A 26951-nucleotide genomic window follows, 5' to 3' on the forward strand; every position below is an offset into this window, starting at 1 on the left:
CATTCCGTTGAATGATTTCTTGCAGGAACCACGATGTCCGATCCTAAACCTCTGCTGTTTGCACTCTATGAACAAGCCAGCGTCGGCTGCGGCGGTGCGCCGAGCCTCTGGACGCACCCGGCTGACGAACGCCTGGCGATCAACTCGCTGGGCTACTGGTCCAACCTGGCGCGGATTGCCGATCAGGCGCACCTCGATATGCTGTTCTTTGGTGATGTGCTGGGCTTTTACGATGTGCTGGGTGGCAACGCCGATGCGGCGGTGAAATGGGCGGTGGAAGCGCCGGCCAACGATCCGTTGATGATCATTCCGGCGTTGGCGGCCGTGACGGAAAACCTGGCGTTTGGTGTCACGGTGACCACCAGTTATGAGCACCCGTTTACCCACGCCCGGCGCTTCAGCACGCTTGATCACCTCACCAATGGGCGAGTGGGCTGGAACATCGTCACCTCTTACCTGTCCAGCGCCGCCCGCAATTTCGGGCTGGAGCAAATGATCAAGCATGACGATCGCTATGAGCGCGCCGAGGAGTTTCTCGATGTGGTGTACAAACTCTGGGAAGGCAGTTGGGCCGATGACGCCGTGGTTGCCGACAAGGCCCGCCAGCTGTATGCCAGAGGCGACCGGGTGCGCCCGATCAATCACGAGGGGGCGCACTATCGCGTGGCCGGGCCGCACCTGACCGCACCGTCCCCGCAGCGCACCCCGTTGCTGATTCAGGCGGGCTGGTCGGGACGCGGTCGAGAGTTCGCCGCCAAACACGCGGAGCTGATCTTCATCGCCAAATCCAACCCGCAGGAAATCCGTCAGGGCCTGGAAGACATCTGGGCCCAGGCTGAGGCGCGGGGGCGTCAACGTGAAGACGTGAAATCGTTGACGGTTTTGCGCATCGTCACGGCGAAAACCGAAATCGAAGCCCAGCGCAAATACGACGAGTTGCAAAGCAACTATCACTTGCAGGCACAACTGGTCAGTTACGCCGGCGACACCGGCATCGACATCAGCCGCTACGCTGACAGCGATGCACTATCGACGCACACCGAAGGCCTGACCTCTTACGTGATGCGCCCCGATGGCAGTGGTCAGCCGCTGACGGCGGGTGATGTGAAAAAGCGCTTCGCCAGCGTCACCCGTGGCAGCGACCTGATTCTCGTCGGTACACCGCAGCAAGTCGCCGATCGCATCGAAGAGCACGCGCGAATTTCCGGCACCAGCGGCTACATGCTCAACCCGTTGCTCAGCCCAGGCAGCCTTGAGGACTTTGTCGAACTGGTTATTCCCGAACTGCAAAAGCGTGGGCTGTACCGTACTCAACCGCAGAGTGGCACTTTCCGCTCGCGGTTGCGGGCAGATCAGTCCAGCCACCTGCCTGCCTCGGCTTATGGGGCTTCGTTCCGCTTCGACAAGGCGCTTTATGGCTGACGCTATTTGACCGCATACACTTTGCGTACATAGCGCGTGCTTTTCCAGGCGCACGGTGCCCCGCGCGCAACAAATACGCTGTCGCCGGTATTGACGGTCATGCTCGAGCCCTCAGGTGTCTGCAACGTTACGCTTCCTTCGATCAGATACATCAGCTCATTGAGCTTGTGCGGGCGACCGTGACGTTCGTAGGGCGTCGAGTCCCACACGCCGACACGCAGATCGGTTATGGCATCTTCGAAGGCATTGCGTGAGCGGCATTGCGGTGTCGGACCGATCAGGATCTGTTGTTCCGGCGCGGCGGAGGGCGACAGGTGCGCCAGCGGGTCGAGCAAGGTCAGGCCGGGTGTCGCGGCTGCGCTGGCCATGGCGCAAAACGCCCACCGGGTGCCGGTCTGTGCTTCGATCCGCACGTCCGTGCCCCGGCCGATGACCGCGCTGGCGCCGACGGCCAGTTGCAGTGTCCGCTCCCGGGTTTTCAACGTCACGTGCCCCGCATGAACCACGATCACCTCGGTGTGCGGGAAGTCCTCGATATCAAGGCTTGCGCCTGCTTCGACGATGCCTGCAGATATGCCGTCGTCCCCTGACCAGGCGATCTGACGTCCGGTCGGGAAAGGGTCTGCAGCGTTCAAGGGTTGCTGTTTGAAAGCGGTGTCGACGCGACTGCCATCGGCACGAGCCAGCAGCATGATGCAAGGTTCGGACATACGGGTGACGCTCCAGGTATTGAGATGATTTATTGAGGGGCGGCAAGCGCCAGAACGATAGTCAGCCGATGGCTTGAGTGACCAGGGCAAACTGCCGAACGCCATTGTTTGCTTGCGGTGCTGCACCGCGGGACATTTGGGCCACGGTGTCGACCTTCTTCAGGCCGGCTGCTTCCAGCCAGTCGGAAAGGCCACAATCCGCTGGAATATCAATGCGCACAAAGGCATCCGGTATCCCGGCCAGCAATGTGGCGATCAGGTATTGGGCTTGCTCAAGGTTTTCGGCGATCAGCGGGCCGATGCAACGGCCGCGACCGAACGGGCGCAGCAGGGCGAAGGCGTGCAATTGACCGTCACGCACAATGCCCACCGAATGCTCGACGACGGCGAACAGATCGGTAAGCACCGCTCGCCGATCCAGTCCGCTCCCGGCATTGGCCAGTTCCAGCACCCGCGCATGATCCGACTCGCGCAATGGGCGGCATTCTTCACCGTCTGCCAATGGCCCGGGCACGGGGGCTTGCGCCTGGCCCTGGTGCTGCTGAATCCGGCCAAACTCGACAAAACCCTGACTGGCGTACAGCGGTGCGCCGGCCACGGTTGCATTCAATATCGCCGTGCTTGACTGGCAAGCCTGCAGCGCGTGTTCCATGAGCTTTCGCCCGATGCCCTGGCCCTGGTATTTGTCACTGACAATGACCAGGCCAATGGTCGTGAAATCACCTTGCGGGCAGGCAAACGCGGTGCCGATCAAACGCTCGCCATCGAGTACGACAAAGCCCTTGCTGACCCGTTGCAGCATGGCCCAGTCGTCAAGTCGATGAGGCCACTTCAATTGCACGGACAGTGCATGGGCCTTGGGCAGGTCGTCGGCAGTCATCGGCCGATAGACGTAGGAAGGGAGCGGGGTGGACATGGCGATTCTCCGATCAAGAGTGTGCGCTGGCGCCGGGTTTTGCGGCGAGGTGAAGCCTGTATCCCATCTGGATGAAAGCCTGACAAGGGGGCAGGGAATATTCGGCAGATTCCGCGAAGCACGGTCCCGAAGACCACACTTACTACTTAATCCGGGCCTTGTGTCGGCAGCAAATGCTTGGGCCTTTTTACCCTATAAAAGGCTTGTACCGAGTCTCGTCGCTCAGGCGCAGGATGTAGGTTCAATCGCCTCAATTCAGAACCGGGCTGACAGGCGCCGCAGCAACTGATGCCAAGGCTGCGATGGGGCGCAGTTTCTGCGGGAAAAGTCGCTGTCGGAAATCAAAAGCGCCAGATAAAGGCCCATAAGTGCGCATAAACAGGGGCTTTGCCCAAGGCTGGAGCGCACCGCAAAGTCTGCTGAGTGGAATGACCAAAACGGTGATTTGTATCGAACGGAGGTCGCTTTTAACGCCATCTGCTGATTTCACGGTGTTGTAATGACGGTGTGCTGCAGCGTTGCATCGCTACTGCGCAAACCAGGCAAATGCTTGTAGCGCCATTGACCTCAACGAACTTCAGGAACGCACTCAATGAGCTTTCTTCGCCCCAAATTCATTACCTTCGACTGCTACGGAACGCTGACCAATTTCCACATGGGCACAATGACCCGCGAACTCTTCGCCGATCGCGTTCCCGCTGAGCAGATGGATCAGTTCGTCAAGGATTTCTCGGCCTATCGCCTGGACCAGGTCATGGGCGACTGGATGCCGTATGACGAGATTCTCAAGACCGCTCTGGCGCGTACCTGCAAGCGTTGGGGAATCGAATACCGCGACGAAGGCCAGCTGTATTACGACGCTGTTCCGACCTGGGGCCCGCACCCGGACGTACCGGCCGGCCTGTCGAAAATCGCCGACAAGATTCCCTTGGTGATTTTCTCCAACGCCAGCAACAGCCAGATCATGTCCAACGTCGAAAAACTCGGCGCACCTTTTCACAAAGTCTTCACGGCCGAACAGGCACAAGCCTACAAACCTCGTCTGGCGGCGTTCGAGTACATGCTCGACAACCTCAACTGCGGCCCGGAAGACATCTTGCATGTGTCCTCCAGCTTCCGTTACGACCTGATGCCGGCCCACGACATGAAGATCAAGAACAAGGCCTTCGTCGCCCGTGGTCACGAAGTACCGGGCAACGCCTTCTACAGCTACCACCAGATCCCGGACATCGGCGGTCTGGCCGGACTGGTCGGCCTGTAACGACATCCTCATTGGCAAAGGCGGGATTGAACATGGGCAGTGAATCCTACTGGCTCGACAGCGCACCGGCCTTCACCGGCGCACAGCTCGGCGGTTTGCCCGGGCAAGTCGATGTGGCCATCGTCGGTGGCGGTTTCACCGGGCTGGCGGCGGCCCGGGCCCTGGCGCTCAAGGGCGCCAGTGTGGTGGTGCTGGAAGCCGGGCGCGTGATCGGCGAGGCTTCGGGACGCAATGGCGGGCAGTGCAACACGGGGGTGGCGCAGGATTACGCCAGCCTCAGCGCCAGTCTCGGTGCCGACCGGGCGAAAGCCTATTACCAGGCTTACGAAAGTGCCGTGCAAAGCGTTGTGTCGCTGGTCGAGCAGGAGCAGATCGCCTGTGACCTGCTGCGCAACGGCAAGCTGAAACTGGCGGCAAAACCGCTGCACTACGAAGGCCTGGCCCGCACCTGCGAGCTGATCCGCAACGAAGTCGATGCCGATGTTGAATTGCTGTCGGCCGAACAGACCCGCACCGAGGTCAACTCTGCGCAGTTTCATGGCGGCCTGTTGCAGCGCAATGGCGTACAGATGCACGTCGGGCGTTTCGGCATCGGTCTGGCAGAAGCGGCGGTGCGTCACGGCGCGCTGATCCATGAGGGTACCTCGGTGCTCGACTGGAAAGCGCGGGCCGGCGGTTATCAGGTCAACACCAGCAAGGGTTCGCTGCACGCCGGGCAGGTTCTGCTGGCGACCGGTGCCTGTCAGCACGGTGGTCTGGGCTGGTATCGGCGGAGAATCGTGCCGGTGGGCAGTTTCGTGATTGCCACCGAGGTCCTGCCACGGGCGTTGATCGATCAGTTGCTGCCGGGGCGCCGCGCTTATGTCACCAGCCGAATGATCGGTAACTACTTCCGCCTGACCCCGGATAACCGTTTGCTGTTTGGCGGGCGCGCGCGGTTTGCCATGTCCGACAGTGTCAACGATGCCAAGAGCGGTAAGGTGCTGCAGGCGGCGATGGTCCAGATGTTCCCGCAACTGGCCGGCGTCAGGATCGATTACTGCTGGGGCGGCCTGGTAGACATGACCTCCGACCGTTTGCCGCGAGCCGGCCAGCACGGCGGCGTGTTCCACTCGATGGGTTACAGCGGCCACGGCGTGCAGATGTCGGTGCACATGGGGCAGGTGATGGCCGATGTGATGGCCGGCAATGCCGAGGCCAACCCCTGGCGTGAACTCGACTGGCCGGCGATCCCCGGGCATTTCGGCAAGCCGTGGTTCCTGCCTTTCGTGGGCGCCTACTACCGCTTTCAGGACTATTTGCATTGAGCTGATGTTGTGGCTTTACCGTCGTTTGCGTTTCCAGGACGTTCCGGCCAACCGGAACACTTGAGCCTTCTTAATTTCGACAGGTAGCACTGAAATGACTGATCACAAGAACGACTCACCATTGATCTCAGGCGAAGCAAGCCTGCGGGTATTCGAAGGCCTCAATCGCGGCATGTCACGCCGTCACGCGTTACAAATGCTCGGCGTAGCCGGTGTAGCGGCTGCCGGCGCCGGCAGCCTGTTTGGTGCTGCCGGCAAACTGTTGGCCGACGATACGGCGACGCCGGGCAAAGGCAAGCCGGGTGGGCGGATACGTGTCGCCGGCATGTCCAGCTCCACCGCCGACACCCTCGATCCGGCCAAAGGCGCGCTGTCCACCGATTATGTGCGGCACTACATGTTCTACAACGGCCTGACCCGTTTCGACGCGCACCTGGTGCCGCAACTGGAGCTGGCCGAACGCATCGACAACACCGACGCGACCCTGTGGACGATCACCCTGCGCAAGGACGTGACTTTCCACAACGGCAAAACCCTCAGCGCGGCCGACGTGGTGTTCTCGCTGTCACGACACAAGGATCCGCTGACCGGCTCCAAAGTCATGCCGCTGATGGAGCAGTTCGCCGAAATCAAGGCCACAGGGGCCAACGAAGTACAGATTCGCCTGACTGCACCGAACGCCGAATTGCCGTCGATTCTGGCCGTCTCGCATCTGCTGATCGTTCCCGAAGGCACCACCGACTTCAACCAGGGCATTGGTACCGGACCGTTCAAGGTCAAGGAGTTCAAACCGGGCGTACGTTCGGTGGCCGCACGCAACACCGGCTACTGGAAGCCTGGCCTGCCGTACCTCGACGAAATCGAATTCATTGCCATCGGCGACGAGCCGTCGCGGGTCAACGCGCTGCTGTCCGGCGACGTGCACATGATCAACGAGGTCAACCCGCGCTCCACCGACCGGATCAAGGCCAGCGCCAGACACCGGGTCGTTGATGCGCCGTCGGGCAACTACACTGATTTGATCATCCGTCAGGATCAGTTGCCGGGTCAGAACGCCGATTTCACCCAGGCGATGAAGTACCTGCTCGATCGCGAACAGATCAAGTCGGCGGTGTTTCGCGGCTTTGCCGTGGTCGGCAACGATCATCCGATCGCGCCCGGCTCGCGCTACTACAACAGCGACCTGCCACAAACGGTCTACGACCCTGAAAAAGCCAAGTTCCTGCTGAAAAAAGCGGGCATGGAAAACATCAGCATGGAGCTGTTTGCGTCGCCTGCCGCAACGGGTTCCGTCGATATCGCAGTGTTGTTGCAGCAGTCGGCCAAACAGGCCGGGCTCAAACTCGACGTCAAGCGCCTGCCGAGCGACGGCTACTGGTCCAACCACTGGATGAAGCACCCGATCAGCTTCGGCAACATCAACCCACGTCCGAACGCCGACGTGATGTTCTCGCAGTTCTTCCAGTCGAAGGCGCCGTGGAACGAGTCCGGCTGGAAGAACGAGCAGTTCGATCAGTTGCTGATGCTCGCCCGCGGTGAAACCGACGATGCCAAGCGCGGCAAGATGTACGCGGACATGCAGACCCTGGTGCACGACCACTGTGGCATCGGCATACCGGTGTTCATCAGCAACATCGACGGCGTCGATCAACGGATCAAGGGCTACGGCAGCAACCCGCTCGGCGGCTTCATGGGTTACATGTTCGCCGAGCAGGTCTGGCTGGACGCTTGAACAGAGCCGTCGAAATGAACGGCAAGCCAGGTGCAGGAGGGTAGGCGATGAATAGCAACACACTGTGGTTGATCGGACGGCGGCTGGGCGCCGCGATCGTGACTTTGTTGATCGTATCGATGGTCGTGTTTGCGATCACGGCGGTACTGCCTGGAGACGCGGCACAACAATCCCTTGGCCAGTTTGCCACCCCGGAACAGGTGGCAGCGCTGCGCCTGAAACTGGGGCTCGATCAACCCGGTGTGGTGCGTTACCTGCACTGGTTGATGAGCCTGCTCAGTGGCGATATGGGCGTGTCGGTATCGAACGCGATGCCGGTTGTCGAGCTGATGGCCGGGCGCGTGCCCAACACCTTGATGCTGGCGGCCGCCACGGCGCTGGTGTCGGTACCGGTGGCGCTGGTTCTCGGCATCGGCTCGGCGATGGGCCGTGGCGGGCGGATCGACAGTGTTCTGAGTTTCACCACCCTGGCCATGGTCGCGGTGCCGGAGTTTCTGGTGGCGACCCTCGCGGTGCTGATCTTTGCGGTGAACCTGGGTTGGTTGTCGGCGCTGTCCTATGCCAGCGACATCACTTCACCGTGGCAATTCATGCGCACCTACGCCTTGCCGGTGATGACGCTGTGCTGCGTGATCGTTGCGCAAATGGCGCGGATGACACGCGCGGCAGTGATCGATCAGCTCGACAGCCCCTACGTGGAAATGGCCCGGCTCAAAGGCGTCAGTCCGATGCGCATCGTACTGCGTCACGCTTTGCCCAATGCCATCGGGCCGATCGCCAATGCGATTGCGCTGAGCCTGTCGTATCTGCTCGGCGGGGTGGTGATTGTCGAAACCATCTTCAACTATCCCGGCATCGCCAGCCTGATGGTCGATGCCGTGACCAACCGTGACATGGCACTGGTGCAGGCCTGCACCATGTTGTTCTGTACGGCTTATCTGGGTCTGGTGCTGATTGCCGACCTGTGCGCGATTCTGTCCAATCCGAGGCTGAGAAACCAATGAACAATCTCATTGTGAAATCGACGCCCGCAGCCCCCGATCTGTCAGCCGGCAAGGTGTCTCACGGGCCCGTATGGCTGGGACTCATCGGCGCGGCCATCTGCGTTATCTGGTTGCTGGTTGCATTATTCGGCCCGTGGCTGGCGCCGCATCCGGTCGGCGAGGTGGTCTCGGGCAACGTGTTCGACAACATCAGCGCGGTGTACCCGTTCGGCACTGATTATCTGGGCCGCGACATGCTCAGCCGGGTGCTCGTCGGCGCTCGCTTCACCGTGGGCCTGGCGTTGATTGCGGCGGTGCTGGCCAGTGCGCTGGGCACCGGTTGCGCGCTGCTGTCGGTGGTGTCGCCGAAATGGCTGGACGAAGTAATCAGCCGCTTGATGGACGCCTTTATCTCGATCCCGAGCAAGATGCTCGCGTTGATCATGGTTTCGGCGTTCGGCTCTTCAGTGACCCTGCTGATCAGCACGGCGGTGTTGAGCTTCGCCCCGGGCGCGTTCCGTATCGCCCGCAGCATGGCGGTGAACATCGAAGCGCTGGAGTATGTGCAGGTCGCCCGAACCCGTGGCGAGCGGCGTTTGTACATCGCCTGCGTGGAGATCCTGCCGAACATGCTCAACCCGGTGCTCACTGACCTGGGCTTGCGGTTTGGTTTCATCGTGCTGCTGCTCAGCGGCATGAGTTTTCTCGGGCTGGGCGTGCAACCGCCGGATGCCGACCTCGGTTCGCTGGTGCGGGAAAACATCGGCGGCCTCAATCAGGGCGCCCCGGCCATCGTCATCCCGGCGCTGGCCATCGGCACCCTGACCATCGGCGTGAATCTGTTTATCGACAGATTGTCGTCGCGACGCAGTCGCCGCACGGGAGGCCATTGAAATGACCCAATTGATTCGAGTTGAAGACCTGCGCGTGGTCGCTTGCGGCGAGCATGGAGAAACGGAGATCGTCAAAGGCGTGAGCTTTGCCCTGGAACAAGGTGAAGTGCTGGCGTTGATCGGCGAATCAGGCTCGGGCAAGACCACCATCGCCCTCGCTTTGTTGGGGTATGCCCGACGGGGCTGTCGGTTGTCCGGCGGCGTGGTACAGGTCGGCGAGCACGACATGCTCGCGCTCAGCGAGCAGCAATTGCAGGGCCTGCGCGGTAATCGGGTGTCGTATATCGCGCAGAGCGCTGCGGCGGCTTTCAACCCGGCGAAGAAGCTGATCGACCAAGTGGTGGAGGGCGCCTTGATTCACGGCCTCGGCACCCGCGCCACCCTTGAGGCCAAGGCCATTGAGCTGTTCCGCGATCTGGCCCTGCCAGACCCGGATCACATCGGCCAGCGTTACCCGCACCAGGTGTCCGGGGGGCAACTGCAGCGGGTGATGGCGGCAATGGCGCTGATCAGTGATCCGTTGCTGGTCATCCTCGACGAACCGACCACGGCGCTCGATGTGACGACCCAGATCGACGTGTTGCGTGCGTTCAAGCGCGTGGTACGTGACCGTGGCGCGACAGCGGTGTATGTGTCCCATGACCTGGCCGTGGTGGCGCAAATGGCCGATCAGATCGTCGTGCTCAATGGCGGCCAGATCTTCGAACAAAGCGCCACGGCGGCGCTGCTCAAAGGCCCGAGTCATGAATACACGCGCAGTTTGCTGGCGGCCGCGCGGCCGGACACGACCATCCGCCCACCTTGCGGAATTGCCGAAGAAACTCCGCTGCTGACCATTCGCGGCCTGACCGCCGGTTACGGCAACAAGAACACCCAGGGCATGCCGGCCATTCGTGTACTGGAAGACATTGATCTGACCGTGCGCCGGGGCCAGGCGATTGGCGTGATCGGCGAGTCGGGTTCAGGCAAGTCAACGCTGGCCCGTGTGGTGGCCGGCCTGCTCACGCCAGCATTGGGCGGGCTGACCTTCGACGGGCAACCGCTGGGCGGTTGTCTGTCCGAACGCACCGACGAGCAATTCCGGCGAATCCAGATGGTGTTCCAGAACGCCGACACGGCGCTCAATCCGATGCACAGCATCAGCACGATTCTGAGTCGGCCGCTGAAGATGTATTTCAACCTCAAAGGCGCGGCGTTGCGCGAGCGTATCGGCGAATTGCTGGATCTGGTGCGTCTGCCGCGAGCCCTGGCCGAACGTCGTCCGAACGAATTGTCCGGCGGGCAAAAGCAGCGGGTGAACCTGGCGCGGGCCCTGGCGGCCAAACCCGATCTGATCCTCTGCGATGAAGTGACCTCGGCGCTGGACACCGTGGTCGGTGCAGCGATTCTTGAATTGCTCCGCGATTTGCGTGAGCAGCTCGGTGTGTCCTACCTGTTCATCAGTCATGACATCTCCACCGTGCGCGCGCTGTGTGATGACGTGGTGGTGATGTACAGCGGCCATAAAGTTCAGGCCGGCAGCCGCCAGTCGTTTGCGCAGGCACCGTTCCATCCCTACACCGATCTGTTGATTCACTCGGTGCCGGAGCTGCGCCAGGGCTGGCTGGAAACCTGCGGGACGACTTGCGGCGAACTGCCGCCCATCGGGCCCAAAGCCAATGTCGCCGAGCTGTGCACCTTCCTCAATCGCTGCCCGGTGCGCGTCGATGGCCTGTGCAACCGTACTGCACCCGAGCGCCGAATCATCGACGGTGGCAGTGAAATTCTCTGCCACCACGACAGCGTAGAACTGCTGAAAACCCAGCGGGACGTGACCACCTTGAATCAGGGAGCCTATGCATGAGTGCTCGTTTTGTGAGACTGGCCGAGCAGGGCCGGGTGACCGTCGGGTTGACCGTGGATGGCGTGCCCATCAAGGCGTTGCAGGGCGACACACTGATGGTCGCATTGCTCACTCAGGGCAATGCGTTGCGCCAGTCGGAATTCGATTCCGGTCGACGTGCCGGGTTCTGCCTGATGGGTGCCTGCCAGGATTGCTGGGTGTGGACGCGCAGCGGCGAACGTCTGCGTGCGTGCTCCAGTGAAGTCCGTGAAGGGCTGGATCTCGTCACCACACAACCGGAGGCGACATGGCCACTGCACGGGTAGTTATCGTCGGCGCCGGCCCTGCGGGGATTCGCTGCGCCGAGACGTTGGTGAAGGCCGGCTTCAAACCGGTCCTGATCGATGAAAATCGCCGCGGCGGCGGCCAGATCTATCGGCGCCAACCCGAAGGTTTCACCCGCGACTACCGCGCGCTGTACGGGACTGAAGCGGCCAAGGCGCGCGACCTGCACGAGAGTTTCGAGCGCTTGCGCCCACACATCGATTACCGGCCCGACACGCTGGTGTGGAATCTGGTGCCCAGGCAGTTGAGCTGCGTCAGTCAGGGTCACCATACGACGGTGGACTTCGATGCGTTGATCCTGTGCACCGGCGCCACGGACCGTTTGATGCCCGTTGAAGGCTGGCAGCTGGCGGGCACCTACAGCCTCGGCGGGGCGCAGATCGCGCTCAAGTCGCAGGCGGTTTCCATCGGCCATCGCGTGGTGTTCATGGGCAGTGGTCCACTGCTGTATCTGGTGGCCAGCCAGTACGTGAAGGCCGGCGCCAACGTCGCTGCGGTGCTTGATACATCGCCGATGAGCAAACGCATTGTCGCACTGCCGAAGATGCTCGCGCGGCCCGGGGTGTTGCTCACCGGGATGAAACTGTTGGCGCAGTTGTATCAGGCGAAAATACCGGTGCATCTGGGGATCAAGCCGGAGCTCATATCGGGAGATGCCACCCACGGCGTCAGTGGCGTGCGCGTGCGCACAGCCAAGGGCGAAACCCTGGACATCGATTGCGATGCCGTGGCCCTGGGGTATCACTTGCGTCCGGAAACCCAGCTGGCCGATCTGGCCGGGTGTCGCATGCGTTTTGATGAAGCGTCCGGCCAATGGTGGCTGGCGCTTGATGAAGAGGGCCGCACTTCGGTCAGCGGTGTGTATGCCGCCGGCGACGGCGCAAAGATTCGCGGTGCCGATGCGGCTGAACATGCCGGACGTCTGGTGGCGATGGCGCTGCTGGAGGATCAGCAACAACCGGTGGATGCCGGTTTGCGCGCAGAGCAACGGCGTGCACTGGCGGTGATGGATCAGTTCCGCCTCGGTCTGGCGCAGGCATTTCCCTGGCCCGCCGAACAGGCCGGGGCCTTGCCGGATTCGGCGATCGTCTGTCGCTGCGAGATGATCAGCGCGGGCGAACTGCGCCGTACGGTCAGTGAAAAGGGCGCGTGTGAAGTCAATCGGGCCAAAGCCTTCAGTCGGGTCGGCATGGGCCGTTGCCAGGGCCGATACTGCTCGCAGGCCGGCGCCGAAGTGATTGCCGCCGCGGCCGGCGTCAGTGTTCAGCAGGTCGGTCGTCAACGCGGTCAGGCCCCCGTCAAACCGTTGCCGATGGTGATCATCGAGGAACCGACATGAACCCGCAGAAAAGTGATGTATTGATTATCGGCGGCGGCATCATGGGTGCGGCGTCAGCGTTTTTTCTGCGCCAGCGCGGGCACTCCGTGACCCTGCTCGAGCGCGACCAGATTGGCCAATACGCCAGCGGTGTCAATTTCGGCAACGTACGGCGTCAGGGCCGTTATCTGGGGCAACTGGAGTTGGCCAACCGTTCGTTTGCGCTGTGGAAGCGCTTGCCGGAGCTGATTGACGACGATCTGGAGTTCATAGCCAGCGGCCACATGCGCGTGTGTTACCGCGAAGACGAAATTGCCGAGCTCGAAGCGTATGCCGCTGCGCCGGAAGCATCGCAACTGGATCTGCAGGTCTATCGCGGCGCTGAACTGCATCGGCGCTTTCCGTTTCTGGGGCCGGACGTGAAGGGGGGCTCTTACGCTCCGCACGACGGTCACGCCAACCCGCGTTTGGCGGCGCCGGCATTTGCCCGGGCGGCGCGGCGAATCGGTGCGCGTATCGAAGAACAGACCGAAGTGGCCCAGGTGCAGAAAACCGCAGGCGAGTTCAGCGTCACCACCACCGATGGCCGGCAATATCGCGCCGCACAACTGCTGATCACCGCCGGCGCCTGGGGCGAGAAACTGTCAGCGCAGTTCGGCGAACCGGTTCCGCTGGACACCCATGGCCCGCAGATGGCGGTGACGGAACCGGTGCCGTACGCCTTGCCGACGGTGATTGGGGTGTTCACCAAAATCCCTGAGGAAGTCATTTATTTCCGGCAGATTCCGCGAGGCAACATCATCATTGGCGGCGGCTATCGCAGCAAACCGGACATGCTCAATCGCCGCGCTTATGTCGAGCCGCGCAGTATCCTCAACCAGATCCGGCAAATGCGCCGACTGCTGCCGGGTGTCGGCAATCTGAACATCATCCGGGTCTGGAGCGGCATCGAAAGCTATCTGCCGGACTCGCTGCCGATCATGGGGCCAAGCGGTACGGTCGATGGCCTGTATTACGCGTTCGGCTTCTGTGGTCATGGCTTCCAGTTGGGGCCGGGCGTCGGTGACGTCATGGCTGAGCTGATCAGCACCGGCAGCACTTCCACGTTGATCGAACCCTTTTCCATACGCCGGTTCGCCCCCTTGGCCGAACAACGGAGCAAAGCCTCATGAAACCCCGTGTACTGGAGATTCTCAAACGATTGATTGCGTTCGATACCGTGTCGTCGGAATCGAACATGGCGTTGATCGAGTACGTTCGCGAGTTGCTGCTGAGCAAGGGCATCGAGTCGCTGATCGTCAAGGACGAAAGCGGCAAGAAGGCCAATCTGTTTGCCAGTACCGGTCCGAAAGACCAACCGGGCATTCTGCTGTCCGGGCACACCGACGTGGTGCCAGCAGCGGGGCAGGCGTGGACGGTTCCACCGTTTCATGTGACGGAGCAGAACGGGCGGATTTACGGGCGCGGCAGTTGCGACATGAAAGGCTTTATCGCGCTGGCCATCGACGCGATGCTTGACGCTGCTGAACATTCCCTCAGCCGTCCGCTGCAGCTGGCGCTGTCACACGACGAGGAAATCGGCTGCGTTGGCGTGCGGCGTTTGCTCGATGTGCTGCACCTGGCGCCGGTGCGGCCGTTCCTGTGCCTGATCGGCGAACCGACCAACATGCAGTTTGTGCTGGGGCACAAGGGCAAGGGCTCGTACCGTACCTATTGTCGAGGGCTGGAGGCGCATTCTTCGCTGGCGCCGCGCTCGGTCAACGCAATCCACGTGGCCTGCGATTTCATTGCAGCGTTGCGTGAATCCCAGCGCCAACTGCAGGAGCAGGGCGCCCGGGATGCCGATTACGACGTGCCTTACACCACCGTGCACGTGGGCCAGATCGGCGGTGGCCGGGCGCTGAATATCGTGCCGAATCTGTGCACGGTGGATTTTGAAGTGCGCAATTTGCCGGCCGATGATCTGGAACAGATTCTCGCGCAGATGCAGGAGCGTGCCGAGGTGATCGTGCGCGAGGCGAAGAAGCTCTCGAGCGTGGCGGCCATCGAGATTGAAACGGTCAACGTCTACCCCGGACTCGACACCCACCCGAGCGTCGAAGCGGTACGGTTCCTGAAAAATTTCGCGGCGCCGGATACCGCGACGTCCAAGGTTTCGTTCGGTACGGAAGGCGGGTTGTTCAAGCAGCGTCTGGATGTGCCTGTGGTTGTCTGCGGGCCAGGTTCGATCGAGCAGGCGCACAAGCCCGACGAGTTTATCGAGATCAGTCAGATGGAGGCGGGGGAGCGCTTTCTGGAGGGTTTGCTCGGTTCGCTGAAACGATAGAAAACAGCAGTTCTGCTGTTCCACCGCCAATTTCAGCAGCCGACACTGTCCGCTACGCGCTTTCAGCATCCTCATCCGTCGAGTCTCCCTAGACTGGAATCTGTCTCGGATCAGGACTCGACCATGCTCAAGAATCGTTTGAAAGACCCCGGTCTTCTCGCAGAACTCGCTTATGTGAACGGCCAGTGGATCGGCGCAGATGACCGCGCGACCCTGGATGTCGTCGACCCGGCCAGCGGCGAATTGATCGGCCGCGTGCCCGCCATGCAAGGCGTGGAAACCCGACGCGCCATCGATGCCGCCGAACGGGCCTGGCCCGCCTGGCGAGCACGACCGGCCGCCGAACGTGCGGCGCTGCTGGAGCGTTGGTATCAGGCGATGATCGACAACCTCGACGATCTGGCGCTGATCATGACCTGCGAACAAGGCAAGCCGCTGAACGAAGCCAAAGGTGAAGTCCGCTACGGCGCGGGTTTCGTCAAATGGTTTGCCGAAGAGGCGCGGCGGATTTACGGCGAAACCATGCCGGCGCCCAGCGGCGACCGCCGACTGTTGACCCTCAAGCAACCGGTGGGTGTCTGCGCGGCGATCACGCCCTGGAACTTCCCCAACGCAATGATTACCCGCAAGTGTGCACCGGCCCTGGCGGCGGGGTGCCCGATCATCGTCAAACCGTCGGATCTGACGCCGCTGTCAGCGCTCGCATTGGCGGTGTTGGCTGAGCGCGTCGGCATTCCGGCCGGGGTGTTCAATGTGCTGACCGGCATGCCCGCCGGGATTGGCGAAGAGCTGACCGGCAACCCGACGGTGCGCAAGATATCCTTCACCGGTTCCACGGCGGTGGGCCGTTTGCTGATGCGCCAGAGTGCCGAACACATCAAGCGGTTGAGCCTGGAACTCGGCGGCAACGCACCGTTCATTGTGTTTGACGACGCTGATCTTGAGCAGGCGATTACCGGGATCATGCTGAGCAAGTTTCGCAACGCCGGGCAGACCTGCGTCTGCGCCAATCGGATTCTGGTACAGAACGGCATTTACCCGCGTTTTGCCCAGCGTCTGGTCGAGGAAGTCGGCAAGCTCAAGGTCGGCAATGGCCTGCAGGACAACGTGACCATCGGCCCGCTGATCAACAAGGCGGCCGTGAGCAAGGTGGCCCGCCACATCGATGATGCCTTGAGTCAGGGCGCGCAGCTGCTTTGCGGCGGCGTTCCGCAGGGCGACAGTCAATTTGTGCAACCGACGGTGCTTGGCGATGCCCACGCCGGCATGCTCCTGGCCAACGAAGAAACCTTCGGCCCGGTCGCGCCGCTGATGCGGTTCACCGACGAAGCCGAAGCCTTGGCGCTGGCCAATGCCACACCGTTTGGCCTTGGCGCTTATTACTTCACTCAAGACTTGCGTCGCTCATGGCGTTTCGGCGAAGCGCTGGAATTCGGCATGGTCGGCCTCAACACCGGAATCATCTCCATGGAAGTCGCGCCGTTCGGCGGCATCAAGCAATCGGGGCTGGGCCGTGAAGGCAGCAAATACGGTCTTGATGAATACCTTGAAGTCAAAGCCTTCCACATCGGCGGCTTGTAACTTCACAACAACGGGGAGCCACAACTGATGAGCAAGGTCTTCAAGATCGCCGCGATTGCCGGCGACGGGATTGGCAAGGAAGTGCTGCCCGAGGGGCTGCGGGTTCTGGAGCAGGCCGCGAAAAAATGGCAGCTGGACTTGAGCATTGAAGTGCTCGACTGGGCGCATTGCGATTATTACCTGGAACACGGGCAGATGATGCCCGAGGACTGGTTCGAACAGCTCAAAGGCTTCGACGCGATTTACTTCGGCGCCGTGGGCTGGCCGGAGAAAGTGCCGGACCATATTTCCCTGTGGGGGTCGCTGCTGAAATTCCGTCGCGACTTCGACCAGTACGTGAATATCCGCCCGGTGCGCTTGTTCCCCGGGGTGCCATGCCCGTTGGCCGGACGCGAACCGGGGGATATCGATTTCGTGGTGATTCGCGAGAACACCGAAGGCGAGTATTCATCGGTCGGCGGCAAGATGTTCGAAGGCACCGAGCATGAGTTCGTGCTGCAGGAGTCGGTGTTCACCCGCCGGGGTGTCGACCGGATTCTCAAGTTTGCCTTCGACCTGGCCCAGACCCGGCCACGCAAGCGCTTGACCGCAGCGACCAAGTCCAACGGCATTTCGATCAGCATGCCTTATTGGGACGAGCGCACCGCGCTGATGGCTGCGCAGTACCCGGAAGTGACGTGGGACAAGCAGCACATCGATATCTTGTGTGCGCGGTTCGTTCTGCAACCGGATCGGTTCGATGTGGTGGTGGCGTCCAATCTGTTCGGCGACATCCTCTCCGACCTGGGGCCGGCGTGTGCCGGAACCATCGGCATTGCGCCGTCGGCCAACCTTGATCCGCAGCGACGCTTTCCGTCACTGTTCGAGCCGGTGCATGGTTCGGCGCCGGACATCTATGGGCAGAACATCGCCAACCCGATTGCGATGATCTGGTCCGGAGCGCTGATGCTCGATTTCCTGGGCAACGGTGACGAGCGTTATCGCGCAGCACACGACGGGATCCTGCAGGCAATCGAGCGGGTGATCGCCGAGGGACCGATCACCCCGGACCTGGGCGGGAAGGGCTCGACCCAGGATGTCGGCAGGGCCATCGCCGAGTTCCTCTGAAGCATCGTCATCCTCTGCATGAGTGAGCCTGCTCGCTCGTGCAGAGGGTCTGAATCAGTAACCTTTGTTGCGGTCGATCTGACCGCTCATGGACTCGCCGCGTTCGAAGCGGCGGATATTTTCCAGCAGGACAGCAAATGCACTATCCGGCTGGGTCATTGCCGCGATATGCGGCGTCAGCAGAATCTGCGGGTGGCCCCAGAAAGGATGATCCGCCGGCGCCGGTTCGTTCTGCACCACATCCAGCACCGCGCCGCTGAGTTGCCCGCTGTCCAGCGCTTCGAGCAAGTCTTCTTCCACCAGATGCCCACCGCGCCCCATGTTGATCAGTGCCGCGCCACGCGGTAATTGGCGAAAAAACTCACGATTGAGAATGCCACGGGTCTGCTCGGTCAGCGGCAATACGCACATCACAATGTCGCACTGGCTCAGAAACGCCGGCAGTTGCTCGCGACCGGCAAAGCACTCGACGCCGGCAATCCGATGCGCACTGCGCGCCCAGCCCTTGAGGGCAAAGCCCAGGGGCTGCAAGGTGGCGAGAATCTGCTGCGCCTGAGTACCGAGGCCCATCACTCCCACCCGACGCTGATGCGCCGGCTGCAACAGATGCGCCTGCCAGCACCGCGCCATCTGCTGCTGGCGATAGCGCAACATATCCCGGTGCAAAGCGAGCACGGCAAAACTGGCGTACTCGCACATGCCTTGAGTGATCCCGGGATCGAGCAGGCGCACCACCGGAAGACTCGGCGGGATGCGGCTCAGGTCCAGTTGATCGACGCCGGCCGACAACGCAAACAACACCTGCAGATTCGGCAGCACCGTCTGCAGATCTTCCGGCGCCTGCCACGCCGCCAGGTACTTGATGTCTGCGGGATCGCCGATGTCCGGCCAGGCGCGCCATTCGATGTCCGGGGCATGTTCGGCGAACAGTGCTTTCCACCGTTCGCCGCGCACGGGGTCAGCTTTGTAAAGCAGGGCCATGGTCAATTCCTGAGGAGGTTGAAGGTGCTCCCATGATCGCCCAACGCCAGAGCAGGATCTGTCGAAAGCAGCGCTGCGAACACTGCGCGTCACCTCATATCCGCACGCGGCCGGCAGATTCGGCGGCCTGAAGGAATCTGCCGTTTGGCAGGGTGAAAACAGTCGATCCGGATTTCTCAGGGGCCAAGTTCGGCGTTGTTCTTTCCGCACAAGTCTTAATCTTAAGATCCTCTGTAACCACCTCCTGCATTCACTCCGGGCTGCCGGATTCACGAAGGGAAATGCCATGAACAGCCAAGTCGACCAAACGCCTCATTTACTCCGTCAGCGCGATCAGTTCGTGCCACGCGGACTGGTCACCGCTCATCCACTGGTGATTGATCGCGCCCAAGGGGCTGAATTGTGGGACGTGGACGGCCAGCGTTACCTGGATTTCGTCGGCGGCATCGGCGTGCTGAACATCGGCCATAACCATCCTAAAGTGGTTGCAGCGGTGCAGGCCCAATTGCAAAAAGTCTCGCACGCCTGCTTTCAGGTGGTGGCCTACAAGCCGTATCTGGATCTGGCCCAGCGTTTGTGCGAAATGATAGGTGGCGAGGAACATTACAAAGCAGCGTTCTTCACCTCCGGCGCCGAAGCCGTGGAGAACGCGGTGAAAATCGCCCGCGCTCACACCAACCGCTCTGCGGTGATCTCCTTCCGCGGCGGTTTCCATGGACGCACCTTGCTCGGCACCACGCTGACCGGCATGAGCCAGCCCTACAAACAGAACTTCGGGCCATTCGCGCCGGAGGTATTTCACACGCCATATCCAAATGCCTATCGCGGCGTTACCAGCGAAATGGCGCTCAAGGCGCTGGACGAGTTGCTCGCCACTCAGGTTGCGCCGGAGCGGGTTGCGGCGATCATCATTGAACCGGTGCAGGGCGACGGTGGCTTCCTTGCGGCGCCGGCACAGTTCCTTCAGGCATTGCGCGAGTTGACCCACAAGCACGGCATCGTGCTGATCCTCGATGAAATCCAGACCGGATTCGGCCGCACCGGCAAGTGGTTCGGTTTCCAGCACGCCGGCATCCAGCCTGACCTGGTCACCGTCGCCAAGAGTCTGGCCGGGGGGCTGCCGTTGTCGGGCGTGGTCGGCAGAGCTGAAATCATGGATTCGCCGTTGCCCGGAGGCCTCGGCGGCACCTACGGCGGCAATGCACTGTCCTGCGCCGCGGCCCTGGCGGTGATCGACGCTTACGAAGAAGAGAAACTGCTCGAACGTGGCGATGCATTGGGCAAGCGCCTGCGTGAAGGTCTGCTGCAGTTGCAGCGCCGTCACCCGCAGATCGGTGACGTACGCGGCACCGGTTTCATGCTGGCCATCGAGCTGGTCAAGAATGATGAAGCGCGCTCCCCGGATGCGGATCTGAACCAGCGTGTGATCGATGAAGCGCGCAAAGGTGGCTTGCTGGTGATCAAGTGCGGCGTCTATCGCAACGTCCTGCGTTTCCTCGCGCCATTGGTGACGACCGAAGCGCAGATCGACGAAGCGTTGCAGATTCTGCAGGCTGCATTGGCACGGGTATTGAACTGATGTCCGCCGGGTTCAGCCGCGCGGTCGCTGGCCAGCGTCGCTGAACCTTTTTGGCGCACGGATTGATGAAACGCATCATCGGAGGCTGTGTACACCATGGGGCTGACTGAATATCGAGCACTGCTCATCGATTGCGACGAAGTCCTGGTTGACCGCGATTCGGGTGTCTGGGCAGCGCTGCAGCCGTTGCTCGACAGCCGGGGCGGGCGCCCGGACAAGGAACAGGTGCTGGGCGAGTTTCGCGAGGTGGTGCAGGGGCTCTATCCCCGCTTTGCCGAACTGGGCTTCAGTGGATTGCTGTGTTTCGCCCATCGCCAATTGGCCGAGCGCTGGAGCCTGAAAGCCAGTTGGGAGGAGGGCATGAGTTTCGCGCGTTCTGCTGCCAACTGGTCATTGTTCGAAGACGCACCGGGAGCGATGCTGTACTTGCGCAAGTTTTATCGCCTGTTGGTGGTGGGCGACCGGGATGCCGAGGATCGCGCCGTGTTGTGCGAGCATCTGGGGATTGTGGCCGATGACTTTATTTCGCTGGCCAGCGATCCGCTGCGGGACGAGGAATGGTTGAATGCCAACGAGCTGAAGCCGGTACACATTCTGCGGGTAACCCGACCCGCCGCCCGCGGCCCGGCGCTGACCGATGTGTGTCTGATCGGTCGCGAACGGGGCAAACAACCGACCCCCTGCGCTGCGGATTATTGCATCAACAGCATGGCTGACCTGGTCGCACAACATCAGCTGTCTTTACGGCGCTGATTTTGCTAGTAGATTGTCCTACAAATGGCAGTCAAGAGGTTCGCAATGGAAGGTTTAGTCAAACTGGACCGCATCGACATCAGTATCCTGGTTGAGTTGCAGAAGGACGGGCGCATGACCAATGTCAGCCTGGCCGACGCCGTGGGATTGTCGGCCAGCCCCTGTCTGCAACGGGTCAAGCGGCTGGAATCGGCCGGGTACATTTCCAGCTACAAGGCACACCTGAACCTGGCGAAGATCACCGAATCGGTAACGGTCTTCACCGAAATCACCCTGAGTGACCACAAGCGCGAAGACTTCGCCAAGTTCGAGTCGAACATTAGGTTGGTGGATGAGGTGCTCGAGTGCCATTTGATCAGTGGTGGCTACGATTATCTGGTGCGCTTCATGACGCGCAGTATTCAGCACTATCAGGAAGTGATTGAAAGCCTGCTGGATAAAAACATCGGCATTTCCAAGTACTTCAGCTACATCGTTATCAAGTCCCCAGTGCTCAAGGACGGTGTGCCGTTGCGCAAGTTGTTGCGGCACTGAAGCTCACTACATCCATCAGGCGCAAACAGGGGGGACAGCTGACTGTCCCCCATTGTGTGCTAGCCACCAAAGCCGACGATGGCTTTGGTTTCCAGATATTCCTCAAAGCCGTAGACACCAAATTCACGACCATTGCCCGATCGTTTGTAGCCACCGAACGGGGCCATGGGATTCCAGGCCGGGTGGTTGAGCAGCACTTGTCCTGCGCGGATGCGTGAGGCAACGGCACGTGCATGATCAAGGTCGCGGGATTGAACGTGGGCGCTCAGTCCATACACCGTGTCGTTGGCGATCGCGACAGCCTCATCGAGCGTTTCATAGGCAATGATGCACAGCACGGGCCCGAAGATTTCCTCCTGGGCAATGCGCATGCTCGAATCAACCTCGGAAAATACAGTCGGTCGGGCATAGAAGCCCGTTTCATGACCAGGCACGCGTCCTGGTCCGCCGCAGACGAGTTTGGCCCCTTCACTCAGGCCCGATTCGATCATGGCTTGCACACGCTTGAACTGAGCCTCATTGGCTATCGGACCGAGTACCGTCTCTTCCGATTGCGGATCCCCCACGATGATCGCGTTAGCGGTTGCGGCGGCCAGTGCCTCGACTTCCGCCAGCCGGACCCTTGGTACGATCATTCTGGTCGGGGCGCTGCAGGATTGCCCGACATTGCGAAATGCCGTCATCACGCCCAGTGGCACGACGTTGGCGAAGTCGGCATCGGGCAGCAGCACGTTGGGGGACTTGCCGCCCAGTTCCTGAGTGACGCGTTTCACCGTAGGGGCGGCCGCCTGTGCGACCAGCGCGCCTGCACGGTTTGAACCGGTGATCGAAATCATATCGATATCCGGGTGCGCAGCCATGGCGCCGCCGACCTCGGAGCCCGTGCCATTCACCAGATTGAAGACACCCGGTGGCAGGCCGGCGTCATGTACCAGTTGGGCGAAAAGAAGGGCGCTCAGCGGTGACAGTTCGCTGGGTTTCAGCACCACTGTGCATCCGGCCGCAATTGCCGGAGCCACCTTGGCGGTGATTTGATAAAGCGGCCAGTTCCAGGGGGTGATGAGCCCGCAGACGCCGATGGGTTCGCGTTCAATCGCCGTGCCGCCTTCAACCGTCTGGAAGCGATAGGTGGACAGCAGATCACGGGCAATCCGAACGTGTTCGGCCGCCAAAGGCACTTGCATCGCTCGGGCGAAACCGATGGCAGCACCCATTTCCAGAGAGAGCGCCTGCGCAAGCGACTCTTTTCGTTCAAGGATCAGGTCGTAAATCTTCCCAAGAAAACCCGCGCGCGCTTCGGCGGAAGTCGCAGACCAGCGAGGAAACGCCGCACGCGCTGCAGCGACGGCCCGATCAACGTCTTCGGCCGATCCGCTGGCAACCTCTGCAACTACGCTTTCAGTCGCCGGATTGACCACGGGCAAACTGCCAGGCGTTGCCGGCGAACACCAGCCACCATTGATATAAAACTGTTGAAACGTATGCGAATCCACGGCGTAGGTATTCGAAGATTGTGTTGTCATCCAACTAGCTCCTTAAAGGACTGATGGGGGCTGCTAACAGCAGGAGGAGGGAGGGCAGAGCGGCGCCAGGGCACCGGTACATGCGGTGCCCTGTGGTTTGAATAAGCTAACAAAAGGGCTCAGTCGAAATATGCCGTTCTTGAAGTCGGCAAGGGATAATCTGCTGTATCTCAGGGGCTGACGTTGTCTCTGTTTTATCTTTCCAACCTGACAGGTCGCACGCACTCATGCTCACCAACCTCTGGTACGTCGTTCTTCCATCGTCGCAGCTGACTGACGGACTGATGCCGGTTCGTTTGCTCGGACAGCCTTTTGTTGCGTTCCGTGATGACGCTGGCGTCGCTCACGTGCTTTCGGATGTTTGCGTGCATCGCGGCGGATCGTTGTCGGGCGGCAGAAGGGTGGGCAACAGTGTGCAATGCCCCTATCACGGCTGGCGATTTGGGGCGGATGGGGTTTGCACGCATATACCTGCGCAGCCGGACCTGCGAATTCCGGCCAAGGCCCGCGTTGACGCTTATCCGACGCTGGAGCGTTACGGCTGGATCTGGGCATTTCTAGGAGACCTGCCTGAGCCTGAGCGTCCGCCGCTACCCGCACTTGACTGGATCGACGATCCTGCCGTGCAGGTGGTATCGGGCCATTTTGACTGGGAGGCCAGTTGGGACCGGATTATTGAAAACGGTCTTGATTTTGCGCATGCGCCGTTTGTTCATGGCTCAACCTTCGGCGATCCGGATCACCCCGAGATTGAATCGTTTGAAGTCGAAAGCGATATGTGGAGCGGCAGCGCACAAATGCTTATGCGCAGGCCTGCGCGCAAAGGGCTGTTGCGGCGCAAATCGTCCACCGAGTTTGTCAGTGTGGTCACTGTGCCGGGGTTTCATTGGTCTGGCCCGTGTACAACGCTGGAGCTTGAATTGCCGAATGGATGGAGGATCTACATCGTCTCGGCGCATGTTCCGATTGACGCCAATCGCACGCGAACCTGGTGGATGATGGGCAGAACATTCCTGCGCTCCCGACTGCTGGATCGCCGGTTCGTTGCCAGCAATATCCGAATCTTCGAACAAGATCACGCTGTGCTGAAAAACGTGCGGCCCGAGCGCGTGCCGGACTCGTTTCAGCAAGAGGTTTCATTGAAATCCGATGCACTGCAGATTGCCTTTCGCAGAGGCGTGCTGGCACTGGAGCAGCGCGGCTGGCGTATCGATGAAGAGCGTCTTGCGCGCACGTTTACGGGGCGTATGGCGTGCGCGGTTCCCGGCCCCGAACGTCGTCATGTTCGCGCTTGGGCGATTGAGCCCATTCCGTTGGTGGACGTTACCCGCGAACGAGAATAGAGAAGATCGAACACCTTGATTTTTTCTTCGCCTACTGGTGGCCAAGTTGACGGTGCCCGCGGCAAAGCGGGTACCGCCTCCTATATGGGAAAAGGCTTACACACCGGCTTACCAGTTGTAACTCACTTTGGCGGTAATCTCGCGGCCCGGGTTATAGAAGTTCGCCGTGCCGGAGCCGACCACGTGTTGCTCATCCAGCAGGTTGCTGACGTTCACCGCAAGGTCGGTGCCCTTGGCGATCTTGTAGTTGAAGGCGGCGTCGAACAGCGTGGTGCCATCGCTCTTGCCGGTGTTGGCTGCATCGAAGTAATACGCGCCGACGTAGCGCGCACCCAAGCCCAGGCTTACGTCAGTGCCGGGCACGTCGTAGTAGCTCCAAAGCGAAGCGGAATGCTTGGGTGCCGTGGTGAACTCATTACCCTTGAGGGAGCTGCCGTCGTACAACGAACCGCGCAGGACCTCGGACTCCATGTAGGAATAGCCGCCGATCAGGCTGAGGTTCTGTGTCACCTGCGCTTTGGCCTCAAGGTCGAGGCCACGCGCCCGCGATTCGCCCACTGTCTGCTGCTCAATGATGCCGCTCGGGAGCACCACGGCGATGGTGACGTTTTCCTGGGTCAGGTCATAAACGGCTGCGGAGAACAGGGCGTCCATCCCCATCGGCGCATACTTCACGCCCACTTCGTACTGTCGGCCCGTCTGCGGGGTTACGCCTACCTGCGGTGGCGAGACGGACTCCACCATGCTCACGTAGGTGGACACTTCATCGGTGACGATGTAAGTCAGCGCACCGCGATAGGAGGTTTCGGAGAAGTTGTCTTTCTCACTGGACTGTAAGCCTTTGCTGGTCAGATCCATGGAGTCGTTGCGCACACCCCCGGTGACGATGAAACGCTCGTAGAACGACAGGTTCTGCTGAAGAAATACGGCCTTGGTGGTCGCGTCCCGCTTGTTGACGGCATACGGCGCAATCGAGCGGGAAACGCCGGTAAATACGGGGTTTGCAATGTCAATCGAGGTGGTCGGGGCGTAGACCGAGCTTTCCTTGGTGGTCGAATCGAGGTACTCCACGCCCACCAGGCTGCTGCTGTCGATGTTCTCGAAGCGGGCATCGTATTGCAGCATCAGATTGCCGTTGAACTGGTCGGCTTCGGTGTCAGTTCCAAAGAGAAAGCGGTCAACCGTAGTCCCAACACGTGCGGCACTGTCGCTGAGGTACACGTAGCCAAAATCATCGGTCAACTTGCTGTAACGCAGGTTGCTGCGCAGTACAAAGCCGTTGTCGAAGTCATGGGTGATGTTGCCGCTGAGGCTGGTGCGCTCGACATTGTGAAAGTTGTAGCTGGGCTCACCATAAAACTTGCTGCGGTCGTATTCCTTGTCCAGCGGATATCCGCCACTGTTGGGCGAACTGTCGGTTTTCAGATAGTCCAGAATCATGGTGGCCGACGTGTAATCTGTCGGTGCCCAGGTGAGGCCACCCATCACCAAGCGGTTGTCGTCCTGCGAGTGGTCGTACTCGCGGTCGCTGTTTTGGCCTTTGGCAGTGAAGCGGCCAGCCAGGGTTTTTTCGTCGTTCAGAGCATCGCCCACATCGATGCCAGTCTCGACATGGTCAAAGGAGCCGTAGGTCACATAGCCCTGGCCGAACTGCTCGAAGCGCGGCTGTTTGGTCACGAAGTTCACCGAGCCACCCGGGTCGGCCGGGCCAAACAGTGTGGAGTTGGCGCCACGCAGAATCTCGATACGTTCATAGGCGAATGGATCTTCGCGTACACCGCGCATCGAACTCAGGGTCAAGCCATCACGGTAGGTGGTGGCCTGGAAGCCGCGGATCTGGAAATAGTCGTTGCGGTCATCCGTACCATAGAAATCACTGACTACGCCCGGTGTGTATTGCAGTGCCTCTTCCGTGGTACTGACGCTGCGTTGCTGCATTTCCTTGTTGGTAACAACCGACACCGATGCCGGTGTGTTGAGAATACTGGTTGCCACCTTGCCGCCAACCCAGAGCTCCTTGGCGACCACCGAGTTGGTGTCGTCGTCGGCACTGACCCTGACCTTGGCATTGATGATGAGGGGTGCAAGGCGGTAGTCCTCGACAGCCGTTGCGTCGAGTTCCAGCGGGCCGGCGGGCTTTGCTTGAGGAACCAGCAGGTAGGCATTCGGGCCTTGCTGTTCGATCTGCAATTCGCTCCCTTGCAACAACGATGACAGGGCTGCCGATGTATCGTGCATGCCATTCACGCCAGCCGTGGTGCGGTTCACTACGCTTGATGCGTCGAAGGAAAGACTGATGCCAGCCTCTCGCGCAAATTGGTCAAGCGCCGGCGCCAGTGGGCCGCCAGCGATGTTCCACTGTTTGACTGGGTTGCTGTGGTCAACACTCGACGTTTGCGCCAGCGACGGCAATGCGTAGCTGCTCACGATCAAACTCAACATCGCACCCTGTAAGGCACGATTGAGTGGATGGCGCTGTGAAACCGGGGACGAACTCATTTTCTCGCTCCAAGAA

22 protein-coding genes are annotated in these 26951 nt (G+C 60.8%); 17 read left to right on the forward strand and 5 right to left on the reverse strand.

All coding sequences use genetic code 11. The features are described 5' to 3' along the window. Window positions 1-33: 33 nt before the first annotated feature. Window positions 34-1422, forward strand: a complete 1389-nt coding sequence (locus CAF90_RS03380) for an LLM class flavin-dependent oxidoreductase (protein WP_085603574.1) — start codon at window positions 34-36, stop codon at window positions 1420-1422. Window positions 1423-1424: 2 nt separating this feature from the next. Here the strand turns inward: CAF90_RS03380 and CAF90_RS03385 are convergent, their stop codons facing one another. Both CAF90_RS03385 and CAF90_RS03390 read right to left on the reverse strand, forming a co-directional pair. Beyond that, entirely contained in the window at window positions 1425-2132 is a 708-nt protein-coding gene (locus tag CAF90_RS03385; protein ID WP_085603577.1) for a cupin domain-containing protein, read from the reverse strand. A gap of 61 nt (window positions 2133-2193) precedes the next feature. Next, the gene (locus CAF90_RS03390; protein WP_085603580.1) at window positions 2194-3048 is read right to left on the reverse strand and encodes a GNAT family N-acetyltransferase; all 855 of its coding nucleotides are present in this window, start codon (window positions 3046-3048) and stop codon (window positions 2194-2196) included. 592 nt (window positions 3049-3640) lie between these two features. On the opposite strand from CAF90_RS03390, the gene CAF90_RS03400 reads away from it, so the two are divergent. The 12 genes from CAF90_RS03400 to CAF90_RS03455 all read left to right on the forward strand — a co-directional run bounded on the left by CAF90_RS03400 (window position 3641) and on the right by CAF90_RS03455 (window position 17723). Beyond that, the gene (locus CAF90_RS03400) at window positions 3641-4309 is read left to right on the forward strand and encodes a haloacid dehalogenase type II (protein WP_085603584.1); all 669 of its coding nucleotides are present in this window, start codon (window positions 3641-3643) and stop codon (window positions 4307-4309) included. A gap of 32 nt (window positions 4310-4341) precedes the next feature. Next, window positions 4342-5616: an FAD-binding oxidoreductase gene (locus CAF90_RS03405; protein WP_085603587.1), complete on the forward strand. Its 1275-nt coding sequence runs from the start codon at window positions 4342-4344 to the stop codon at window positions 5614-5616. A 94-nt stretch (window positions 5617-5710) separates the two neighbouring features. Beyond that, window positions 5711-7348, forward strand: coding sequence for an ABC transporter substrate-binding protein (locus CAF90_RS03410; RefSeq protein ID WP_085603590.1), 1638 nt, complete (start codon window positions 5711-5713; stop codon window positions 7346-7348). A 47-nt stretch (window positions 7349-7395) separates the two neighbouring features. Continuing rightward, complete coding sequence (locus CAF90_RS03415) at window positions 7396-8352, forward strand: ABC transporter permease (protein ID WP_085603594.1); 957 nt, start codon at window positions 7396-7398, stop codon at window positions 8350-8352. Beyond that, window positions 8349-9224, forward strand: coding sequence for an ABC transporter permease (locus CAF90_RS03420; RefSeq protein WP_085603597.1), 876 nt, complete (start codon window positions 8349-8351; stop codon window positions 9222-9224). The genes CAF90_RS03415 and CAF90_RS03420 overlap by 4 nt, the downstream gene beginning before the upstream one ends. A 1-nt stretch (window position 9225) precedes the next feature. Then, window positions 9226-11067 carry an ABC transporter ATP-binding protein gene (locus CAF90_RS03425; RefSeq protein ID WP_085603600.1) on the forward strand — a complete coding sequence of 614 codons (1842 nt, stop codon included), beginning with the start codon at window positions 9226-9228 and terminating at the stop codon, window positions 11065-11067. Next, entirely contained in the window at window positions 11064-11372 is a 309-nt protein-coding gene (locus CAF90_RS03430) for a (2Fe-2S)-binding protein (protein WP_085603604.1), read from the forward strand. The genes CAF90_RS03425 and CAF90_RS03430 overlap by 4 nt, the downstream gene beginning before the upstream one ends. Then, complete coding sequence (locus CAF90_RS03435) at window positions 11354-12730, forward strand: NAD(P)/FAD-dependent oxidoreductase (RefSeq protein WP_085603608.1); 1377 nt, start codon at window positions 11354-11356, stop codon at window positions 12728-12730. The genes CAF90_RS03430 and CAF90_RS03435 overlap by 19 nt, the downstream gene beginning before the upstream one ends. Beyond that, window positions 12727-13881 (forward strand): FAD-binding oxidoreductase, encoded by a 1155-nt coding sequence (locus CAF90_RS03440; RefSeq protein WP_085603610.1) that lies wholly within the window; start codon window positions 12727-12729, stop codon window positions 13879-13881. The genes CAF90_RS03435 and CAF90_RS03440 overlap by 4 nt, the downstream gene beginning before the upstream one ends. After that, window positions 13878-15035: an acetylornithine deacetylase gene (gene argE / locus CAF90_RS03445; RefSeq protein ID WP_085603613.1), complete on the forward strand. Its 1158-nt coding sequence runs from the start codon at window positions 13878-13880 to the stop codon at window positions 15033-15035. Before CAF90_RS03440 ends, argE begins: the two co-directional genes overlap by 4 nt. 123 nt (window positions 15036-15158) lie before the next feature. After that, entirely contained in the window at window positions 15159-16616 is a 1458-nt protein-coding gene (locus tag CAF90_RS03450; RefSeq protein ID WP_085603616.1) for an NAD-dependent succinate-semialdehyde dehydrogenase, read from the forward strand. Window positions 16617-16643: 27 nt separating this feature from the next. Continuing rightward, the gene (locus CAF90_RS03455; RefSeq protein WP_074690552.1) at window positions 16644-17723 is read left to right on the forward strand and encodes a tartrate dehydrogenase; all 1080 of its coding nucleotides are present in this window, start codon (window positions 16644-16646) and stop codon (window positions 17721-17723) included. 54 nt (window positions 17724-17777) lie between these two features. On the opposite strand, the gene CAF90_RS03460 is transcribed toward CAF90_RS03455, so the two are convergent. Beyond that, a complete protein-coding gene (locus tag CAF90_RS03460; protein WP_085603619.1) occupies window positions 17778-18704 on the reverse strand; it encodes a glyoxylate/hydroxypyruvate reductase A in 927 nt (308 codons plus the stop codon). Between the two features lie 286 nt (window positions 18705-18990). Between CAF90_RS03460 and gabT the strand changes: the two genes are divergently transcribed. The 3 genes from gabT to CAF90_RS03475 all read left to right on the forward strand — a co-directional run bounded on the left by gabT (window position 18991) and on the right by CAF90_RS03475 (window position 21570). Further along, window positions 18991-20283, forward strand: coding sequence for a 4-aminobutyrate--2-oxoglutarate transaminase (gene gabT / locus CAF90_RS03465; RefSeq protein ID WP_085603622.1), 1293 nt, complete (start codon window positions 18991-18993; stop codon window positions 20281-20283). Window positions 20284-20379: 96 nt separating this feature from the next. Beyond that, entirely contained in the window at window positions 20380-21036 is a 657-nt protein-coding gene (locus CAF90_RS03470; protein ID WP_085603625.1) for a 2-haloalkanoic acid dehalogenase, read from the forward strand. Between the two features lie 45 nt (window positions 21037-21081). Then, entirely contained in the window at window positions 21082-21570 is a 489-nt protein-coding gene (locus CAF90_RS03475) for an Lrp/AsnC family transcriptional regulator (protein WP_027616181.1), read from the forward strand. Window positions 21571-21629: 59 nt separating this feature from the next. On the opposite strand, the gene CAF90_RS03480 is transcribed toward CAF90_RS03475, so the two are convergent. Continuing rightward, window positions 21630-23093 (reverse strand): aldehyde dehydrogenase family protein, encoded by a 1464-nt coding sequence (locus CAF90_RS03480; protein WP_085603628.1) that lies wholly within the window; start codon window positions 23091-23093, stop codon window positions 21630-21632. Between the two features lie 227 nt (window positions 23094-23320). Here CAF90_RS03480 and CAF90_RS03485 point away from each other — a divergent pair, with 227 nt between their 5' ends. Next, window positions 23321-24436, forward strand: a complete 1116-nt coding sequence (locus tag CAF90_RS03485; protein WP_085603630.1) for an aromatic ring-hydroxylating dioxygenase subunit alpha — start codon at window positions 23321-23323, stop codon at window positions 24434-24436. A gap of 108 nt (window positions 24437-24544) precedes the next feature. Here CAF90_RS03485 and CAF90_RS03490 read toward each other — a convergent pair whose 3' ends face one another. Next, the gene (locus tag CAF90_RS03490; RefSeq protein WP_085603633.1) at window positions 24545-26935 is read right to left on the reverse strand and encodes a TonB-dependent siderophore receptor; all 2391 of its coding nucleotides are present in this window, start codon (window positions 26933-26935) and stop codon (window positions 24545-24547) included. Window positions 26936-26951 lie beyond the last annotated feature (16 nt).

This window comes from Pseudomonas sp. B37(2017) (assembly GCF_002112885.1).
Classification (GTDB): Bacteria; Pseudomonadota; Gammaproteobacteria; order Pseudomonadales; family Pseudomonadaceae; genus Aquipseudomonas; species Aquipseudomonas paraglycinae.

What these genes read in the sequence shown, in the direction of transcription:
- CAF90_RS03380 (WP_085603574.1), top strand. Translation starts at nt 34, where the DNA reads ATGTCCGATCCTAAACCTCTGCTGTTTGCACTCTATGAACAAGCCAGC.
- CAF90_RS03385 (WP_085603577.1), bottom strand. Translation starts at nt 2,132, where the DNA reads ATGTCCGAACCTTGCATCATGCTGCTGGCTCGTGCCGATGGCAGTCGC.
- CAF90_RS03390 (WP_085603580.1), bottom strand. Translation starts at nt 3,048, where the DNA reads ATGTCCACCCCGCTCCCTTCCTACGTCTATCGGCCGATGACTGCCGAC.
- CAF90_RS03400 (WP_085603584.1), top strand. Translation starts at nt 3,641, where the DNA reads ATGAGCTTTCTTCGCCCCAAATTCATTACCTTCGACTGCTACGGAACG.
- CAF90_RS03405 (WP_085603587.1), top strand. Translation starts at nt 4,342, where the DNA reads ATGGGCAGTGAATCCTACTGGCTCGACAGCGCACCGGCCTTCACCGGC.
- CAF90_RS03410 (WP_085603590.1), top strand. Translation starts at nt 5,711, where the DNA reads ATGACTGATCACAAGAACGACTCACCATTGATCTCAGGCGAAGCAAGC.
- CAF90_RS03415 (WP_085603594.1), top strand. Translation starts at nt 7,396, where the DNA reads ATGAATAGCAACACACTGTGGTTGATCGGACGGCGGCTGGGCGCCGCG.
- CAF90_RS03420 (WP_085603597.1), top strand. Translation starts at nt 8,349, where the DNA reads ATGAACAATCTCATTGTGAAATCGACGCCCGCAGCCCCCGATCTGTCA.
- CAF90_RS03425 (WP_085603600.1), top strand. Translation starts at nt 9,226, where the DNA reads ATGACCCAATTGATTCGAGTTGAAGACCTGCGCGTGGTCGCTTGCGGC.
- CAF90_RS03430 (WP_085603604.1), top strand. Translation starts at nt 11,064, where the DNA reads ATGAGTGCTCGTTTTGTGAGACTGGCCGAGCAGGGCCGGGTGACCGTC.
- CAF90_RS03435 (WP_085603608.1), top strand. Translation starts at nt 11,354, where the DNA reads ATGGCCACTGCACGGGTAGTTATCGTCGGCGCCGGCCCTGCGGGGATT.
- CAF90_RS03440 (WP_085603610.1), top strand. Translation starts at nt 12,727, where the DNA reads ATGAACCCGCAGAAAAGTGATGTATTGATTATCGGCGGCGGCATCATG.
- argE (WP_085603613.1), top strand. Translation starts at nt 13,878, where the DNA reads ATGAAACCCCGTGTACTGGAGATTCTCAAACGATTGATTGCGTTCGAT.
- CAF90_RS03450 (WP_085603616.1), top strand. Translation starts at nt 15,159, where the DNA reads ATGCTCAAGAATCGTTTGAAAGACCCCGGTCTTCTCGCAGAACTCGCT.
- CAF90_RS03455 (WP_074690552.1), top strand. Translation starts at nt 16,644, where the DNA reads ATGAGCAAGGTCTTCAAGATCGCCGCGATTGCCGGCGACGGGATTGGC.
- CAF90_RS03460 (WP_085603619.1), bottom strand. Translation starts at nt 18,704, where the DNA reads ATGGCCCTGCTTTACAAAGCTGACCCCGTGCGCGGCGAACGGTGGAAA.
- gabT (WP_085603622.1), top strand. Translation starts at nt 18,991, where the DNA reads ATGAACAGCCAAGTCGACCAAACGCCTCATTTACTCCGTCAGCGCGAT.
- CAF90_RS03470 (WP_085603625.1), top strand. Translation starts at nt 20,380, where the DNA reads ATGGGGCTGACTGAATATCGAGCACTGCTCATCGATTGCGACGAAGTC.
- CAF90_RS03475 (WP_027616181.1), top strand. Translation starts at nt 21,082, where the DNA reads ATGGAAGGTTTAGTCAAACTGGACCGCATCGACATCAGTATCCTGGTT.
- CAF90_RS03480 (WP_085603628.1), bottom strand. Translation starts at nt 23,093, where the DNA reads ATGACAACACAATCTTCGAATACCTACGCCGTGGATTCGCATACGTTT.
- CAF90_RS03485 (WP_085603630.1), top strand. Translation starts at nt 23,321, where the DNA reads ATGCTCACCAACCTCTGGTACGTCGTTCTTCCATCGTCGCAGCTGACT.
- CAF90_RS03490 (WP_085603633.1), bottom strand. Translation starts at nt 26,935, where the DNA reads ATGAGTTCGTCCCCGGTTTCACAGCGCCATCCACTCAATCGTGCCTTA.